A 14,907-nucleotide genomic window follows, 5' to 3' on the forward strand; every position below is an offset into this window, starting at 1 on the left:
TCCCATCCGTCGATATTATTGCGTGTTGAATGTTTTATTAACACGGAAAAAACAATTTCTAACGAGAAACTGAGCTTTCGATTGCAAAATTCATCTTTGGTGCGTCAAATTGCAGCAACTGTTGCGGTTAAATTGCCAATTTAACTACCATTTTACTAAAAGAGACGTTATAACTAAATCTTATAACCTATATGTCTGAGCCTTACCTAATTGAAGGTTAGTGAAGGGCTTAGTTATATTCGCCAGCATATCGATAAGGGATTACGAGGGCAAAATGAAGTTACAGCAACTGAAGTATATTGTTGAAGTCGTTAACCACAACTTGAATGTCTCAGCGACGGCTGAGAGTTTGTATACTTCGCAACCGGGGATCAGTAAGCAGGTTCGTCTGTTGGAAGATGAATTAGGAATTCAGATCTTTGAGCGAAGCGGCAAACATTTAACGCAAGTGACCTCCGCTGGTGAAGATATCATTCGTATTTCGCAAGAGATCCTCGCGCGTGTCGAGAGTATCAAAGCGGTCGCTGGTGAGCATACACACCCTGAGATGGGGACATTAAATATCTCCACGACTCACACCCAAGCGCGTTACGCTTTGCCGGAAGTTATCAAAGGCTTTACTACTCGTTATCCGAAAGTGTCATTGCATATGCACCAAGGCACTCCGAGTCAAATGTCAGAAGCGATTGCAAAAGGTACTGCCAACTTTGCTATTGCCACCGAAGCGCTGCATCTATACCAAGATGCAATTATGCTGCCTTGTTACCATTGGAACCGCTCCATCGTCGTGCCAAAAGACCACGCCCTGGCGCAAAAAGCCCAGATCACGATTGAAGACCTTGCTACCTATCCATTGGTGACTTACGTATTTGGCTTTACCGGTCGCTCGGAATTGGATACTGCCTTCAATAAGGTCGGTTTGACGCCTAGAGTGGTGTTCACCGCAACGGATGCTGATGTGATCAAAACCTATGTGCGCATGGGCATGGGCGTAGGGGTGATCGCGAGCATGGCGATTGATAAGGACCAAGATGATGATTTGGTTGCGATCGATGCCAGCCATATCTTCGGTGCTAGCACCACGAGCATTGGTTTCCGTCGTGGCACCTTCTTACGCTCTTACATGTTCGATTTTATGGAACGTTTTGCTCCGCACCTAACTCGTCCTGTCGTTGAGCAAGCATTGTCGCTCAAATCAAACGCTGAGATTGAAGAGATGTTTAAAGACATCGAACTGCCAGTGCGATAATTACTACTCAAAACGGTCACTTCCCTCTAGAATTGGCGCTTGCAAAGGCGCCGCTTAGAGGGAAGTATGCATACTCTTTTTCAAACCATCGATTCATATCTACTTCATCATCAAGCGTATTGGCGCTTTGAACCCTTTTTTGCCTCCCAAAATGAGCAGCTGCCATGGCAAGGCTTAAACCCTGCGCTTTGCGCTTGGCTAGAGCAACTGTCAGACCAGCAAATTGAGCACTATCAAAGTGACTTTGCTGCCTTGGTACAAGACTGCTTAGCGTTTTTTACTGACCTTAAAGATTTTCAGCAGCTATTAGCGCTGGATACGGTCTCCCTTGGCGGGCTGACGCTTGAACGTGGTATCGATTCTGGGGTGCCGGGGCGTAAGCTTGAACAGATAGTGGCAATGGGCGAATCGGCTTTGCAACTTAATGCCGGTGAAGAGTGGTTAGAGTGGTGCTCCGGTAAAGGTTTTCTTGGGCGCATCCTTGCGAGCCAAAGCGGGCAAAAAGTCACAAGCTTCGAGTTCCAGCAAAGCCTATGTGATGCGGGCCAGACGGAAGCGGATAAGCAAGGGCTGGCGATGCACTTTATCCAAGGTGACGCATTTAGCCCTGAGGCAAAGCTCGTGTTTAACCCTAAGCAGCATGCCGTTGCATTGCATGCGTGTGGTGATTTACACGTCACACTGCTTAAACACGCGGTTGAGCAGCAACTGCCAGCATTGACTGTGTCACCGTGTTGCTACCACCTAATTAATAGCACCCACTATCAAGGTATGTCGCATGTCGGCAAAAAATCTAAGTTACATCTAACAAAAGCCGAGCTGCGTATTCCATTGCAAGAATTGGTGACAGGTGGCGAGCGCGTCAAGCGTCATCGTTTGCAAGAAATGAGCTTTCGTTTGGCGTTTGACATCATGCTGCGCGAGCAAGGCGTTCAAGATAGTTATATCCCCATCCCAAGTATTAAAAAGTCACAGTTGGGCGATGGCTTTACTGCGTTTTGCCACTGGGCGAGCGAGCAAAAAGCCATTGAACTGCCTAGTTGTGACTTTGAGTTGTATCTTGAAAAAGGCATTAAGCGCTTCTGGCGTATGGAAAGGCTGGGGCTTGTGCAGCAGCTATTTAGACGAGGGCTGGAAATGTGGTTGGTATTGGATAAGGCAAGCTACCTACAAGAGAGTGGATATAGTGTGACGATTCGCGACTTTTGTGCAAGAGAAGTGACCCCGCGTAATATTCTGCTGCAAGCGACGAAAATATAAGTCTCTTTTTGTTGCTTTGATGTTAAAACATGCTTCCCATTTTAGTGACTTATTGGTATTAATGATGGATGCGCACAAAAAGTGTGCAGTTAAAAAATAAAACAAAATAAGCCAACTTGATTGGCGAACACACAACATCCCATCATTGCTTAAATCAAGGAGTTAAGATGAAAGCAGGCAAAGCAATCGCAACTGCCGTTCTTGCAGGTGTAACACTACTATCTTCCACCAGTATCATGGCAAAAACGGCTAAGGTCGCGGTATCGCAAATCGTTGAGCACCCGGCACTGGACGCGACTCGTCAAGGATTGGTTGACGGGCTCAAAGCCAAAGGTTACGAAGAAGGAAAAAACCTCGAATTTGACTACAAAACTGCGCAAGGTAACCCTGCCATTGCAGTACAGATCGCGCGTCAGTATGTCGGTGAACGACCAGACGTTTTAGTTGGTATCGCCACACCAACTGCACAGGCGCTGGTTTCTGCAACCCGCGATATTCCAGTCGTGTTCACAGCCGTAACAGACCCTGTGGGTGCTAAGTTGGTTAGCCAACTAGAGCAACCAGGTAAGAACGTAACTGGTCTGTCGGATCTTTCTCCGGTCGGGCAGCACGTTGAACTTATTAAAGAAATCCTACCAAACGCCAAGTCAATCGGTGTTGTATTCAACCCAGGTGAAGCCAACGCGGTAACCTTAGTTGAACTGCTTAAACAGCACGCTAAGCAGCAAGGTCTAGAGGTTGTTGAAGCGACGGCGCTAAAGAGTGCTGACGTGCAATCTGCCACTCAAGCTATCGCAGCCAAATCAGATGTCATCTATGCACCGACCGATAACACAGTTGCCAGTGCTATCGAAGGCATGATTGTAGCAGCCAACCAAGCGAAAACGCCTGTTCTTGGCGGCGCAACCTCTTACGTTGAAAAAGGAGCGATTGCGAGCTTAGGTTTTGACTACTACCAAGTTGGGGTGCAAACCGCCGACTATGTTGCTGCGATTATTGAAGGGCAACAGCCAGGTGAGCTAGATGTTAAAGTCGCTAAAGGCTCTGATCTGGTCGTCAATACGACGGTTGCCGGTAAACTTGGTATTGAGATACCTCAATCTGTTCTAGAGCGCGCGACAAAAAGCGTGAAATAAGTCGCCATCGTTTTTAATAGGGCAGTTTAACTGCCCTACTTAAGCAGAAAGGGAGTTTGTATGTCTGCTTTTGCTTTTTTCGGTGCGCTTGAAATAGGACTTGTCTACGGATTGGTAGCACTGGGTGTCTACCTGACGTTTCGCGTACTTGATTTTCCTGACCTAAGTGTCGATGGCAGTTTTCCGATGGGCGCTGCAGTAGCGGCCACTGCGATTGTGGCTGGCATTGATCCATGGGTTGCAACGGGCATGGCAATTATTGCTGGCGCGATGACTGGCTGGGTTACGGCTTTTCTCGCAGTGAAGTGCGGCATTTTGCACTTGTTGGCTTCAATTCTCACCATGATCGCTGCATTTTCTATCAATATCCGCATTATGGGACGCCCTAATATGGCGTTGCTCGGTGAAGAAACCATTCTCACGCCATTTGAAACTTTGGGTGACCCGGTACTGATTCGTCCGCTCGTGGTGGGTGTTTTAGTGTTGATTTCAGCGTGGTTTGTGGTGCGTTTACTCAATAGTGATTTTGGCTTGGGTCTGCGTGCAACTGGGGTTAACGCACGTATGGTGTCGGCACAAGGCGCCAGCACGTCATTTTATACTTACTTTGGTTTGGCGTTATCCAATGGCTTTGTTGGTTTTGCGGGAGCGCTATTCGCGCAGACCAACAGCTTTGCAGATGTCACCTCAGGTGTGGGTACGATTGTTGTTGGCCTTGCAGCGGTTATTTTGGGACAAACACTGATCCCGGGAAGAAAGATCTGGGTGGCAGTAGTAGCTGTTATCGTCGGCTCGGTCCTGTATCGTTTAGCGGTCGCATTTGCCCTCAGTACTGGCATGTTTGGTTTACAAGCATCAGATTTAAACTTGGTCACTGCAGTGTTAGTAGCGATGGCGTTAATTGCGCCTAAAGTTAGGAGTCATTTCCGCGCAAAAAAGCCTAGTACTAATAAAGTCAGCAAATCACCAGCGAATGGGTCAGGAGAAGCGGTATGATTCGTTTAGAAGATATTCAAGTCACCTTTAATCCGGGCACGATTTTGGAGAACCGGGCGTTAAAGAGTGTTTGTTTGGAAGTGCCTGAGCATCAGTTTTTGACGGTGATTGGCTCAAATGGTGCAGGTAAATCAACCCTGCTTGGCGCCGTGACTGGTGAAACACCAATGGTTGGCGGGCGAGTCATTATTGACGAGCAGGATGTCACCAAGCAAACCGTCGCTCAACGAGCTACTCAGTGTGCCCGTGTATTTCAGGATCCGCTCGCCGGTACTTGTGGTGATTTGACGATAGAGGAGAATATGGCGCTAGCCTATATGCGCGGTAAGCGCCGTGGCTGGAGTCACTCATTGTCGACCAATCGTCGTAAGCTGTTTCAAGAACGCATCAGTATTCTTGGCTTAGGGTTAGAAGATCGTTTAGGCGACAACATTGGTTTGCTCTCAGGTGGTCAACGTCAAGCGGTCAGCTTGGTGATGGCAACACTATCAGAGAGTAAGTTATTGCTACTCGATGAACATACGGCCGCTTTAGATCCGCGTATGGCGGCATTTATTATCGATTTAACCAAGCGAATTGTGAAAGAGTTTGATTTGACGGTAATGATGGTTACCCACTCGATGAAGGATGCGCTGGCGTGTGGCGATCGCACCGTTATGCTGCACCAAGGTGAAATTGTTCTCGACGTCGCAGGTGAGCAGCGCGCGAATATGGGCGTGCCAGACTTGTTAGAAATGTTCTCCAAAGTGCGCGGTGAAGAGCTTGCCGATGATAGTTTGTTACTGAACTAATTACGGTAATTTTACCAGCTGTCTTCACGTGCAGTGATTTAACACGTGATGATTTAACGCTGAAGAGAACTTATCGATGAAAAGCGGCAGTACTTGGTTCAATTGCTTTTTAAGGGCAAACCAGATCTGCTGCTTTTTTATTGGGTGTAATTATATAAGGACATACGATGCTGCAACGCTACGGTTTTATTGTTAAAGCGCCGGGTTATGATGCAAACAACGCCAATCAGACGATGGCAACAAAAGGGTTTACCACTAAAATGGTGGGAGTAAGCAGTGATGATGAGGCAATGGTGGTTGCCAAAGAGATGATTGCCGATGGTATCGAAGTCATTGAGCTGTGCGGTGGCTTTGGCGAGCGAAGTGCACAGGAGATCATTGCGGCGTTAGATAGCAACGTACCTATTGGCTATGTCTGCTTTAGTGAGAGCGAAAACCACAAGCTGGAAGAATTGCTCGTACAAGATGAAGGCAAATAAAAAACGACGCTTATTTATCACGTCGCTTTCTAAACAATTACGAATTTATACCAAGGATAATTTACGCGGCTTGTAAGGTGTCACGGTAGCGCTGCAAATGTTCAACAATTGGCGCCGCCTTATTAAAGGTGCGAATTTCTCTAAATAGCTCAGCTGCTTGCGGGTATTCTTGGCGAAGGTAAGAGAACCACTGTTTTACTCGGTTCGGGTAGTAAAGCCCTTTGTCGCCTTTAATCTCATATTGTGAGTAGACCAGTAGCAGATCGACCACGTCACTCCATGGCATCACACTGTGGTTATATTTCACCACGTTACCAAGATTTGGCACATTAAATGCGCCGCGACATACCATAAGCGAGTCAACGCCTGTGGTTGCCATACAGTTCTGTCCGTCTTGGTAGTTCCAAATCTCGCCGTTGGCAATTAATGGAATGCTGCTGCGTTGGCGGATCTGATTAATGTAATCCCACTTTATTTCACTCGCTTTGTATCCACCTTCTTTGGTGCGAGCATGAACAGTCAGCTCGTTAGCACCTGCAGATTCAATCGCACTAACGATTTCAAAACAGTCTTCTGGGTTATCCCAACCTAAACGAATTTTAGCCGTGACCGGAATGCTGCTATCTACCGCTTCACGACAGGCTTTAACGACTCGGTGAATCAGTTCCGGGTGCTGCAATAGCGCCGCGCCACCTTTACTTTTGTTGACCAACTTTGCCGGACAGCCAAAATTAAGGTCGATGCCTTTGGCACCAAGTTCGGCTGCCATTACGGCATTTTCAGCCATCCAGTGAGGATCTTGTCCAAGTAATTGAACGTGTACTGGCACTCCAGATTTGGTGTGTGAGCCTTGGTCTAATTCAGGGCAAAGACGCTTAAATACGTGTTCAGGTAAGCGTTGATCAACCACGCGAACAAACTCAGTGACACACAAATCGTAGTCATTGATGTCTGTTAAAATTTCTCGCATCAGGTGATCTAAAACGCCCTCCATAGGGCCCAAAACAACTCGCATAAAAAACGCCTCCAGTTAGGGAGGCGTGATTTTAATGATTTCGTATACGGAAGTCACGGCTTATGACTTATCAGTTTATTCACTCGGGTTATTGTGCGCTTCACTGATGGTGATCTCACCGGTAATGGGTGAGTAAGTCATTAAAGGCATCATTTCTTCTTCACTGTAACCGGTTGTGTAGTGATAAATGCACTGAGAACTACTGTTATACCAAGCGACAATATCCGTTGGGGAAGGAATTATAGGTCGGTTTGCATCCATATCGCTGATGGTGAGATCTGTTGTCATTAGTGCGTGCCAGAGCTCGGTGCAATCTTGACCGTTAAAAGGAACGTCTTGATCGCTGGGTGCTTGTCCCACAGTTATCGGAAAGCCATTAACGGAAGGATAAATATCGCCAGAGCCATAATCTACGGTCTGGCTTGATGCAGGTTCGCCTTCAGATAGCCATTTAGCGTGATAGAGATTTACAGCGCTTTCAAAGCTGGCAAACGCAGCATCGGCACGTGATTCATGGGCATCACGTTGATAATTTAGAAACCGAGGTAGTGCAGTAACAGCGAGTACCGCCAGTATGACAATCACCACCACCAGTTCAATTAAGGTAAAGCCAGTGTTTTTATTAGTTTTCATAGAATTTAAGCAGCAAGGTATAAATGTAACAAAATGTATCGATCAAATATTGCCCTATTATTGATAAAATAGACAGTCAATTTTTGGTCAAACATCAGCCAGTTAGTGGACAATATGTTTTACAGCTTGTTTTGGTGGTTCATCTTATATTCATGGCGTAAGCACTAAGCTGCTGTTAGTTTTGTCATGACTATACTGGTAAGTATTGTCAGTGACCCCGCACATTTGGCGAGGTATAATCGCCGCCTTATTTTTTAGAAGATTGCGTCATGAATTATCAACTTATCTCTTTAGCCGAATTACAATGCCAAGAATCTCAGATGTTTATTGAAGGCGTTACCCTTGCAGCAAACTTGGCGACCAAGCCACTACAACCTGAGGCATGGCTGGAACAAGTATTTGCTGATAGTGCAGAGCAACTTAATAAGCCTGTGGTTGGACAAATCAACCATCAATACAGTTTTTTGAAACGTAACGAATATTCATTACTCGCATTAGTCTCTGGCGAGCAACAAGCTGAAAAATTGGCGGACTTTGCCGAGGGGTTTATGACACTTTGGCCAACAATTGAGCCTCAGTGGTTAGAGACAGAAACCAATGATGGCACCTTACGTATGCTGCAAGCGATGTTGACGACATTTATGCTGGCGATCGACGAAGAACAAACGCAAGCGCAAATGCAACAAGCGGGTATTGAAACGCCACCGGCATTGGCTGATTTGATTGAGCAAATTGATCTAATGATCAACGAAGTAGCACAAGCAGCTGATGCTGCCTTGGTAGGTAATAAAGGTCAAAGTGTTAACCCATACAAAGAAGTGGGCAGAAATGATCCATGTACTTGTGGTAGCGGCAAAAAATTTAAGCAGTGTTGCGGTAAATAATCGCAACAAAGTTGACTTTGTTCGGTCATAACGTAAAGCCTTGTTAGTTATAACCTCTTAGTCGAAAAGATTCAGGAACCAAATATGAAAAAAACACTATTACTGTTATTGGCGAGTTTTCCAGTTTGGGCAACGCCACAACAAGAATTAAGTGAGCGTTTGCAACTGACCGAGGGTTTTAGTGCGGACTTTGCCCAACAAGTGATCAGCCCAGAGGGTGATGTGGTAATGGAAGGCGCAGGCGAAGTAGAAATCGCACGTCCAAGCTTGTTCCGTTGGTCAACAACTTTGCCGGATGAAAATGTGTTGATTTCTGATGGTAAAACCTTGTGGTATTACAGCCCATTTATCGAGCAAGTGAGTATTTACTGGCAAGAGCAAGCAACCGAGCAGACGCCTTTTGTGTTACTTACCCGCAATCGTGCCAGCGATTGGGATAACTACCAGGTGGTGCAACAAGGCGACGTCTTCACGTTAACGCCAACGGCAGTTGACAGCAACCAAGGTCAGTTTAAGTTAGAGATTAATGACAAAGGTGCAGTGAAAGGCTTTAGCGTGATTGAACAAGACGGTCAAACCAGTGCATTTACTTTCTCAAACATTGATTTGAGTAAACCAAACACCAATCGCTTCACCTTTACCATTCCGGAAGGTGTTGAGGTTGATGACCAAAGGAATTAATAAGTGAGTAATTACTCGTTTGATTTCGCAGGGGACGAAGATTTTCGTCCCCTCGCTGCTAGAATGCGTCCGCAAACGCTAGACCAATATATTGGTCAGCAACATATTCTTGGCGAAGGCAAACCACTGCGTCGTGCTTTAGAGGCTGGTCATATTCACTCAATGATTCTCTGGGGACCGCCGGGCACGGGTAAAACCACCCTAGCAGAAGTCGCTGCGAACTATGCTAATGCTGAAGTGGAACGCGTTTCTGCGGTGACCTCTGGGGTGAAAGAGATCCGGGCGGCTATCGAGCGAGCGCGCGAAAACAAATTGGCTGGTCGACGCACCATTTTGTTCGTTGATGAGGTGCATCGCTTTAACAAATCTCAGCAGGATGCGTTTTTGCCACACATCGAAGATGGCACCGTCACCTTTATTGGTGCAACGACAGAAAACCCATCGTTTGAGCTCAATAATGCATTGTTGTCACGTGCGCGCGTTTACAAGTTAACTTCACTTGCGACGACGGACATTCAAAAGACCTTGCAACAAGCGATAGCGGATAAAGAGCGTGGTTTGGGCAAGGTTGCCGTGCAGTTTGTTGACAATGTTCTCGATCGCTTAGCGGAGCTGGTTAACGGTGATGCACGCATGTCGCTTAACTATCTTGAGCTGCTTTACGATATGGCAGAAGACAATGCACAGGGCGAAAAGCAAATCACGTTGCAGTTATTGGCAGAAGTGGCAGGCGAGAAGGTTTCGCGCTTTGATAACAAAGGCGACATTTGGTACGACTTAATTTCAGCGGTGCATAAATCGATTCGCGGATCTAACCCTGATGCAGCTTTGTATTGGGCGGCGCGCATGATCGCTGCAGGCTGTGACCCCTTGTACATTGCTCGCCGTTTGTTGGCGATCGCCTCTGAAGATGTTGGTAACGCCGATCCGCGCGCGATGCAAGTCGCGCTTTCTGCATGGGACTGCTTTACGCGAGTGGGACCTGCCGAAGGCGAGCGTGCGATTGCACAGGCAATCGTCTACCTTGCTTGTGCACCAAAAAGTAATGCTGTGTATACCGCTTGGAAACAAGCACTGACCGATGCGCATAACTTACCTGAATATGAAGTACCTCATCATTTGCGTAATGCGCCAACCAATTTAATGAAAGATTTGGGTTACGGAGCAGAGTATCGCTACGCTCATGATGAGCCGGGCGCGTATGCGGCAGGCGAGCGCTATTTACCACCGGAAATGTTAGGGACGCGTTATTATCAGCCAACAAATCGGGGCTTAGAAACCAAAATTGGCGAAAAGTTAGATTACTTGGCTAATTTAGACGCAAATAGCCCACAAAAGCGCTATGAAAACTAGTAATTTTTGGATACATTTGTTCGGTTAATTATTTAGTGTGCGCGCATGATGCGAGCACGCGATTTCACAACTCAAAGCATAGGATTAACAATGCTGGATTCTAAATTACTTCGTACAGAGCTGGATGAAACAGCTGCTAAACTAGCGCGTCGTGGCTTTAAGCTAGACGTAGAGACAATCCGTACACTTGAAGAACAACGTAAGTCCATTCAAGTAGAAGTTGAAAATTTACAATCCACGCGTAACTCGATCTCCAAGCAAATCGGTCAAAAAATGGCAGCTGGCGATAAAGAGGGTGCTGAAGAGATTAAGAAGCAAATTGGTACGCTTGGTAGCGATCTAGATGCTAAGAAAGTAGAACTAGATGAAGTGATGGCGAAACTTGATGAAATCACGCTATCTCTACCAAACATCCCTGCGGATGAAGTGCCAGACGGTAAAGACGAAAACGACAACGTAGAAATCTCTCGTTGGGGTGAGCCAAAGTCATACGATTTCGATCTGAAAGATCACGTAGATCTAGGCGAAATGGGTGACGGTCTTGATTTTGCGAGCGCAGTTAAAATCACTGGCGCACGCTTCATCGTCATGAAAGGTCAATTTGCACGTCTACACCGTGCAATCGCTCAGTTCATGCTAGATCTTCACACAGAAGAGCATGGCTACACTGAAATGTACGTGCCTTACTTAGTGAACGCAGACAGCTTGTTTGGTACTGGTCAGCTACCAAAATTTGGTAAAGACCTATTCCACACTGAGCCACTAGTTGAGAAAGTGAACGACGAAGAACCTCGTAAACTATCACTAATCCCAACAGCGGAAGTACCAGTGACCAACCTCGTACGTGACACTATCTCTGAAGAGGCAGATCTGCCATTGAAGATGACGGCGCACACACCATGTTTCCGTTCAGAAGCAGGTTCTTACGGTCGTGATACTCGTGGTCTGATCCGTATGCACCAGTTCGACAAAGTTGAGCTAGTACAAATCACTAAACCAGAAGACTCAATGGCTGCGCTTGAAGAGCTAACTGGTCATGCTGAGAAAGTTCTACAACTACTAGAACTGCCTTACCGTAAAGTGGTGCTATGTACTGGTGACATGGGCTTTGGTTCACACAAAACTTACGATCTAGAAGTGTGGGTACCAGCTCAAGAAACTTACCGTGAAATCTCTTCATGTTCAAACATGTGGGACTTCCAAGCACGTCGTATGCAAGCCCGTTTCCGTCGTAAAGGCGAGAAAAAACCTGAACTTGTACACACGCTAAACGGTTCTGGTCTAGCGGTTGGTCGTACTATGGTTGCTATTCTTGAGAACAACCAAGAAGCTGACGGTCGTATCCGTATCCCAACCGTACTACAGAAGTACATGGCGGGTGCTGAGTACATCGGCGGCTAATCAGCGATAAATGAATTTGAAAACCGGCTTGCGAGCCGGTTTTTTTGTAGCTTGGTTCTGATATTGTTAATTGTGTTATTTAGCGTGCGCTTACACGCAGGAAAGAAAATATGACCGAATTTGAAAAGATGGTGGCGGGGTTGGCATTTGATGGTGGTGATGAGTCTATCAATCAAATTCGCGATCGCGCCGCGCTGTTATTAGCGGATTTAAACAAAGCCACTGCTGAGGATAGCCGTGAAGCTCTCTATCAAGCGCTATTTGCTCACTATGGTAAAGGCAGTATTATTCGTTCCCCGTTCTCCTGTGAGTTTGGGCAAACGATTAAAATTGGGGCAAAAACCTTTATCAATATGAACGCTACTTTTTTAGATGGCGCACCAATTACTATTGGTAATCATGTGCTGATTGGCCCGAATGCGCAGTTTTATACTGCGGGGCACTCATTGGATTATATGAGTCGCCGTAACTGGGAAACATTCTGCAAACCAATTGTGGTCGAAGATGATGTGTGGATTGGTGGCAACGTAGTGATTAACCAAGGCGTGACGATTGGTGCGCGTTCTGTTATTGCGGCGAACTCAGTAGTGACCAAAGATGTTGAGCCGGATTGTCTCTATGGCGGTACGCCAGCGAAGTTGATTCGACGTCTTGAACAGGCAGCGAATTAATCTTTCGTTCCGTCAACGATTGTTACTAATTTTCTCAAAAGGTAAGAATCCTACTAGCGCCTAGGTCGCGCATGATTGGTCAAACTGGCATCATTTCATATGTGACCTAACTCTAGTTTTGCTGACTGGTTAAAGTCAGTAGTAACTCAAACCCAATCCAAACCAGAAAGAGTAACGATAGTGAAATCAGAACGAAAAGCGGCAACCATATTAATTCTGGCAACGATTTTGTCGGCGTTTGGTTGGATCTTTTCTAAAGAAACTATCCAAGGCTTACCGCCGTTTGGTTTTGTTGGGCTGCGCTTTTTACTCGCTTCTTTATGTTTGCTGCCATTTTGTTTCGGTGCACTCAAGCGTGCCAGTTGGCGAGATATTCGTGCTGCGGCAATGGTCGGTTGCTTGCTGGCGACTGCGTTAATGAGCTGGATTCACGCCATTTCAATCAGTGATACGCTGGGGGAAGGGGCATTCATCCTTAGCCTTTCGATGTTGATGGTGCCATTTGTTGCTTGGATACTATTTGGGCAACGACCGAAACGTATTTTCTGGGTGTCATTGCCCGTTGCAATAAGTGGCTTGGCATTTCTGTCACTAAAAGATGGTTGGCAGAGTTCAACCAGTCAATTGTGGTTTCTTTTCAATGCAGTGGTGTTGGCACTGCACTTCAATGTGAATAGCAAGTATTCACAAACCTTACCGATCCTGCTGCTGACCTGTATTCAATTGTTTGTGACGGGTGTTATTGGTTTGACTGCCAGTGCGATTTTTGAATCGGTCCCTGTACACGTGGAGCCTTCGATTTGGGGATGGTTTGCGGCCAGTACGATTTTAGCAACAGCGCTACGCTACGTGATGCAAACTACGGCACAAAAACAGATCATACCGGGCAATGCGGCTTTAATTATGATCCTCGAACCCGTTTGGACGGTATTCCTCAGCATTGCTTGGTATGGCGAGCAGATATCTTTGAATAAGATGATTGGCTGCAGTTTGATTTTATTTGCTCTGATCCTCTATCGCACCGATGGCAAGTTTGCCACCTTGTTTCGTCGCGGCTAACTTGCTCTAAACCAATCTCACACCATCTGTAAAATTTGGCACATACTTATGTGCCAAGTGGTTATTCCTTTGGTTCAAATAAGCCCTGTCGTGACGCAATCTCAAGCATCCGCTTTGAGCCATTATTCTCTATCGCCTAAACGTGATGCACATAAAGTTCGCATTACATAACTGTTATGCATTTTGCATAAATGAGTGATCACTGTTTTATTGTATGGTTTGAGTTGTGAGTGAAAAGTGAACTATTGATTTCCATCAATTTTGTAAGGTTTTGCTGTGTTAACTTGACCGCAATTATAAAAACTTAGCGCTTAGTTTGTTCGAGTAAGGCAGTGGTGTTTCTCTTCGGGCAAACAAGGCAAGTTGTCATAAAAAGCCCTACAAGGAAATAACAATGAAAAAAACACTATGCAGTTTAGCGGTTCTTAGCCTCCTGACTTCAGCCTCAGCATTCGCTCACAAAGAAGGCGATTTTATCGTTCGCGCTGGTTTAGCGTCGGTTGTACCTAATGACGATAGTAGTGAAGAGTTAGGTGCCAAACTAGAAGTGGATTCAGATACGCAGCTTGGTCTAACCTTTGGCTATATGTTTACCGATAATGTTAGTTTTGAAGTTTTAGCCGCTTCTCCTTTTAAGCACGATATCTCTGTACAAGGTGCTGGTAAAGCAGGGGAAACGAAACATCTGCCACCAACCTTTATGCTGCAGTACTATTTTGGCACCGCTGAAAGTGATTTCCGCCCTTACGTTGGTGCAGGTATTAACTACACATTCTTTTTCGATGAAAAGCTAGATAGCGGCGCGTCCCTTTCTCTAGATGACTCTTGGGGATTGGCGGCAAACGTTGGTCTGGATTATATGCTGAATGATGATTGGTTTGTTGGTGGTTCAATTTGGTATGCTGATATTGACACTACGGCGACCATTGGCGGTACGACAAATGTTGATGTAGAAATCGACCCGTGGGTATTAATGATTTCAGGTGGTTATAAGTTCTAATCCCATCGCCTTAGCTTGGATAAACAAAAGCCGACAGTGATGTCGGCTTTTTCGTCATAAGAGTCTGTCCCGTCCTGAAATGTGTTTACACATTGAGGACGAATTATGACCACTTCAAATAAACTCTACATTAAGCGCACTCAGCGTGATTACACACTAGGCTTTAAATTGCAGGTCGTTGATGCCGTAGAAAAAGGCGAAATGACCTACAAGCAAGCACAAGCCATTTATGGTATCCAAGGTCGCTCAACTGTTTTAACTTGGCTGAGAAAGCACGGAAAAATGGATTGGACGCAAAA

Annotated in this window: 16 protein-coding genes; 14 read left to right on the forward strand and 2 right to left on the reverse strand. The window is 46.0% G+C overall.

Annotated features, from left to right (window positions below; genetic code table 11):
* The first annotated feature begins 274 nt into the window (after window positions 1–274).
* The 6 genes from cysB (at window position 275) to DPF93_RS08685 (ending at window position 5,911) form a co-directional block, all read left to right on the forward strand.
* Window positions 275–1,249, forward strand: coding sequence for an HTH-type transcriptional regulator CysB (gene cysB, locus DPF93_RS08660; RefSeq protein ID WP_114765811.1), 975 nt, complete (start codon window positions 275–277; stop codon window positions 1,247–1,249).
* A 66-nt stretch (window positions 1,250–1,315) separates the two neighbouring features.
* Complete coding sequence (locus tag DPF93_RS08665; protein ID WP_114765812.1) at window positions 1,316–2,509, forward strand: methyltransferase; 1,194 nt, start codon at window positions 1,316–1,318, stop codon at window positions 2,507–2,509.
* Between the two features lie 167 nt (window positions 2,510–2,676).
* Window positions 2,677–3,645 carry an ABC transporter substrate-binding protein gene (locus tag DPF93_RS08670; protein WP_114765813.1) on the forward strand — a complete coding sequence of 323 codons (969 nt, stop codon included), beginning with the start codon at window positions 2,677–2,679 and terminating at the stop codon, window positions 3,643–3,645.
* 60 nt (window positions 3,646–3,705) lie between these two features.
* On the forward strand, window positions 3,706–4,641 hold the full coding sequence (locus DPF93_RS08675) for an ABC transporter permease (RefSeq protein ID WP_114765814.1): 936 nt from the start codon (window positions 3,706–3,708) through the stop codon (window positions 4,639–4,641).
* On the forward strand, window positions 4,638–5,432 hold the full coding sequence (locus DPF93_RS08680) for an ABC transporter ATP-binding protein (protein ID WP_114765815.1): 795 nt from the start codon (window positions 4,638–4,640) through the stop codon (window positions 5,430–5,432). Before DPF93_RS08675 ends, DPF93_RS08680 begins: the two co-directional genes overlap by 4 nt.
* Window positions 5,433–5,599: 167 nt before the next feature.
* Window positions 5,600–5,911: a DUF6506 family protein gene (locus tag DPF93_RS08685; protein WP_114765816.1), complete on the forward strand. Its 312-nt coding sequence runs from the start codon at window positions 5,600–5,602 to the stop codon at window positions 5,909–5,911.
* A gap of 61 nt (window positions 5,912–5,972) precedes the next feature.
* On the opposite strand, the gene dusC is transcribed toward DPF93_RS08685, so the two are convergent.
* Together dusC and DPF93_RS08695 are read right to left on the reverse strand one after the other, a co-directional pair.
* Window positions 5,973–6,926, reverse strand: coding sequence for a tRNA dihydrouridine(16) synthase DusC (dusC, locus tag DPF93_RS08690; protein WP_114765817.1), 954 nt, complete (start codon window positions 6,924–6,926; stop codon window positions 5,973–5,975).
* A 75-nt stretch (window positions 6,927–7,001) separates the two neighbouring features.
* A complete protein-coding gene (locus DPF93_RS08695) occupies window positions 7,002–7,559 on the reverse strand; it encodes a prepilin-type N-terminal cleavage/methylation domain-containing protein (protein ID WP_114765818.1) in 558 nt (185 codons plus the stop codon).
* A 269-nt stretch (window positions 7,560–7,828) separates the two neighbouring features.
* On the opposite strand from DPF93_RS08695, the gene DPF93_RS08700 reads away from it, so the two are divergent.
* The 8 genes from DPF93_RS08700 to DPF93_RS08735 all read left to right on the forward strand — a co-directional run.
* Window positions 7,829–8,443: an SEC-C metal-binding domain-containing protein gene (locus DPF93_RS08700; RefSeq protein ID WP_114765819.1), complete on the forward strand. Its 615-nt coding sequence runs from the start codon at window positions 7,829–7,831 to the stop codon at window positions 8,441–8,443.
* An 84-nt stretch (window positions 8,444–8,527) separates the two neighbouring features.
* Window positions 8,528–9,124 (forward strand): outer membrane lipoprotein periplasmic chaperone LolA, encoded by a 597-nt coding sequence (gene lolA / locus DPF93_RS08705; protein ID WP_114765820.1) that lies wholly within the window; start codon window positions 8,528–8,530, stop codon window positions 9,122–9,124.
* Window positions 9,125–9,127: 3 nt separating this feature from the next.
* Window positions 9,128–10,477, forward strand: a complete 1,350-nt coding sequence (locus DPF93_RS08710; protein ID WP_114765821.1) for a replication-associated recombination protein A — start codon at window positions 9,128–9,130, stop codon at window positions 10,475–10,477.
* Between the two features lie 90 nt (window positions 10,478–10,567).
* On the forward strand, window positions 10,568–11,878 hold the full coding sequence (serS, locus tag DPF93_RS08715; RefSeq protein ID WP_075648763.1) for a serine--tRNA ligase: 1,311 nt from the start codon (window positions 10,568–10,570) through the stop codon (window positions 11,876–11,878).
* 110 nt (window positions 11,879–11,988) lie between these two features.
* A complete protein-coding gene (locus DPF93_RS08720; protein WP_114765822.1) occupies window positions 11,989–12,549 on the forward strand; it encodes a sugar O-acetyltransferase in 561 nt (186 codons plus the stop codon).
* 180 nt (window positions 12,550–12,729) lie between these two features.
* Window positions 12,730–13,608 carry a DMT family transporter gene (locus DPF93_RS08725; RefSeq protein WP_114765823.1) on the forward strand — a complete coding sequence of 293 codons (879 nt, stop codon included), beginning with the start codon at window positions 12,730–12,732 and terminating at the stop codon, window positions 13,606–13,608.
* A gap of 394 nt (window positions 13,609–14,002) precedes the next feature.
* The gene (locus DPF93_RS08730) at window positions 14,003–14,608 is read left to right on the forward strand and encodes an OmpW family outer membrane protein (RefSeq protein ID WP_114765824.1); all 606 of its coding nucleotides are present in this window, start codon (window positions 14,003–14,005) and stop codon (window positions 14,606–14,608) included.
* A gap of 105 nt (window positions 14,609–14,713) precedes the next feature.
* Window positions 14,714–14,907: helix-turn-helix domain-containing protein (locus DPF93_RS08735; RefSeq protein WP_164675342.1), on the forward strand; the 194-nt coding region annotated here is incomplete at its 3' end.

It is taken from the genome of Vibrio rhodolitus, from assembly GCF_003350325.1.
Taxonomy (GTDB): Bacteria; Pseudomonadota; Gammaproteobacteria; order Enterobacterales; family Vibrionaceae; genus Vibrio; species Vibrio rhodolitus.

Excerpts from the sequence above, each read along its gene's own strand:
- cysB (WP_114765811.1), top strand. The coding sequence starts at position 275 with ATGAAGTTACAGCAACTGAAGTATATTGTTGAAGTCGTTAACCACAAC.
- DPF93_RS08665 (WP_114765812.1), top strand. The coding sequence starts at position 1,316 with ATGCATACTCTTTTTCAAACCATCGATTCATATCTACTTCATCATCAA.
- DPF93_RS08670 (WP_114765813.1), top strand. The coding sequence starts at position 2,677 with ATGAAAGCAGGCAAAGCAATCGCAACTGCCGTTCTTGCAGGTGTAACA.
- DPF93_RS08675 (WP_114765814.1), top strand. The coding sequence starts at position 3,706 with ATGTCTGCTTTTGCTTTTTTCGGTGCGCTTGAAATAGGACTTGTCTAC.
- DPF93_RS08680 (WP_114765815.1), top strand. The coding sequence starts at position 4,638 with ATGATTCGTTTAGAAGATATTCAAGTCACCTTTAATCCGGGCACGATT.
- DPF93_RS08685 (WP_114765816.1), top strand. The coding sequence starts at position 5,600 with ATGCTGCAACGCTACGGTTTTATTGTTAAAGCGCCGGGTTATGATGCA.
- dusC (WP_114765817.1), bottom strand. The coding sequence starts at position 6,926 with ATGCGAGTTGTTTTGGGCCCTATGGAGGGCGTTTTAGATCACCTGATG.
- DPF93_RS08695 (WP_114765818.1), bottom strand. The coding sequence starts at position 7,559 with ATGAAAACTAATAAAAACACTGGCTTTACCTTAATTGAACTGGTGGTG.
- DPF93_RS08700 (WP_114765819.1), top strand. The coding sequence starts at position 7,829 with ATGAATTATCAACTTATCTCTTTAGCCGAATTACAATGCCAAGAATCT.
- lolA (WP_114765820.1), top strand. The coding sequence starts at position 8,528 with ATGAAAAAAACACTATTACTGTTATTGGCGAGTTTTCCAGTTTGGGCA.
- serS (WP_075648763.1), top strand. The coding sequence starts at position 10,568 with ATGCTGGATTCTAAATTACTTCGTACAGAGCTGGATGAAACAGCTGCT.
- DPF93_RS08720 (WP_114765822.1), top strand. The coding sequence starts at position 11,989 with ATGACCGAATTTGAAAAGATGGTGGCGGGGTTGGCATTTGATGGTGGT.
- DPF93_RS08730 (WP_114765824.1), top strand. The coding sequence starts at position 14,003 with ATGAAAAAAACACTATGCAGTTTAGCGGTTCTTAGCCTCCTGACTTCA.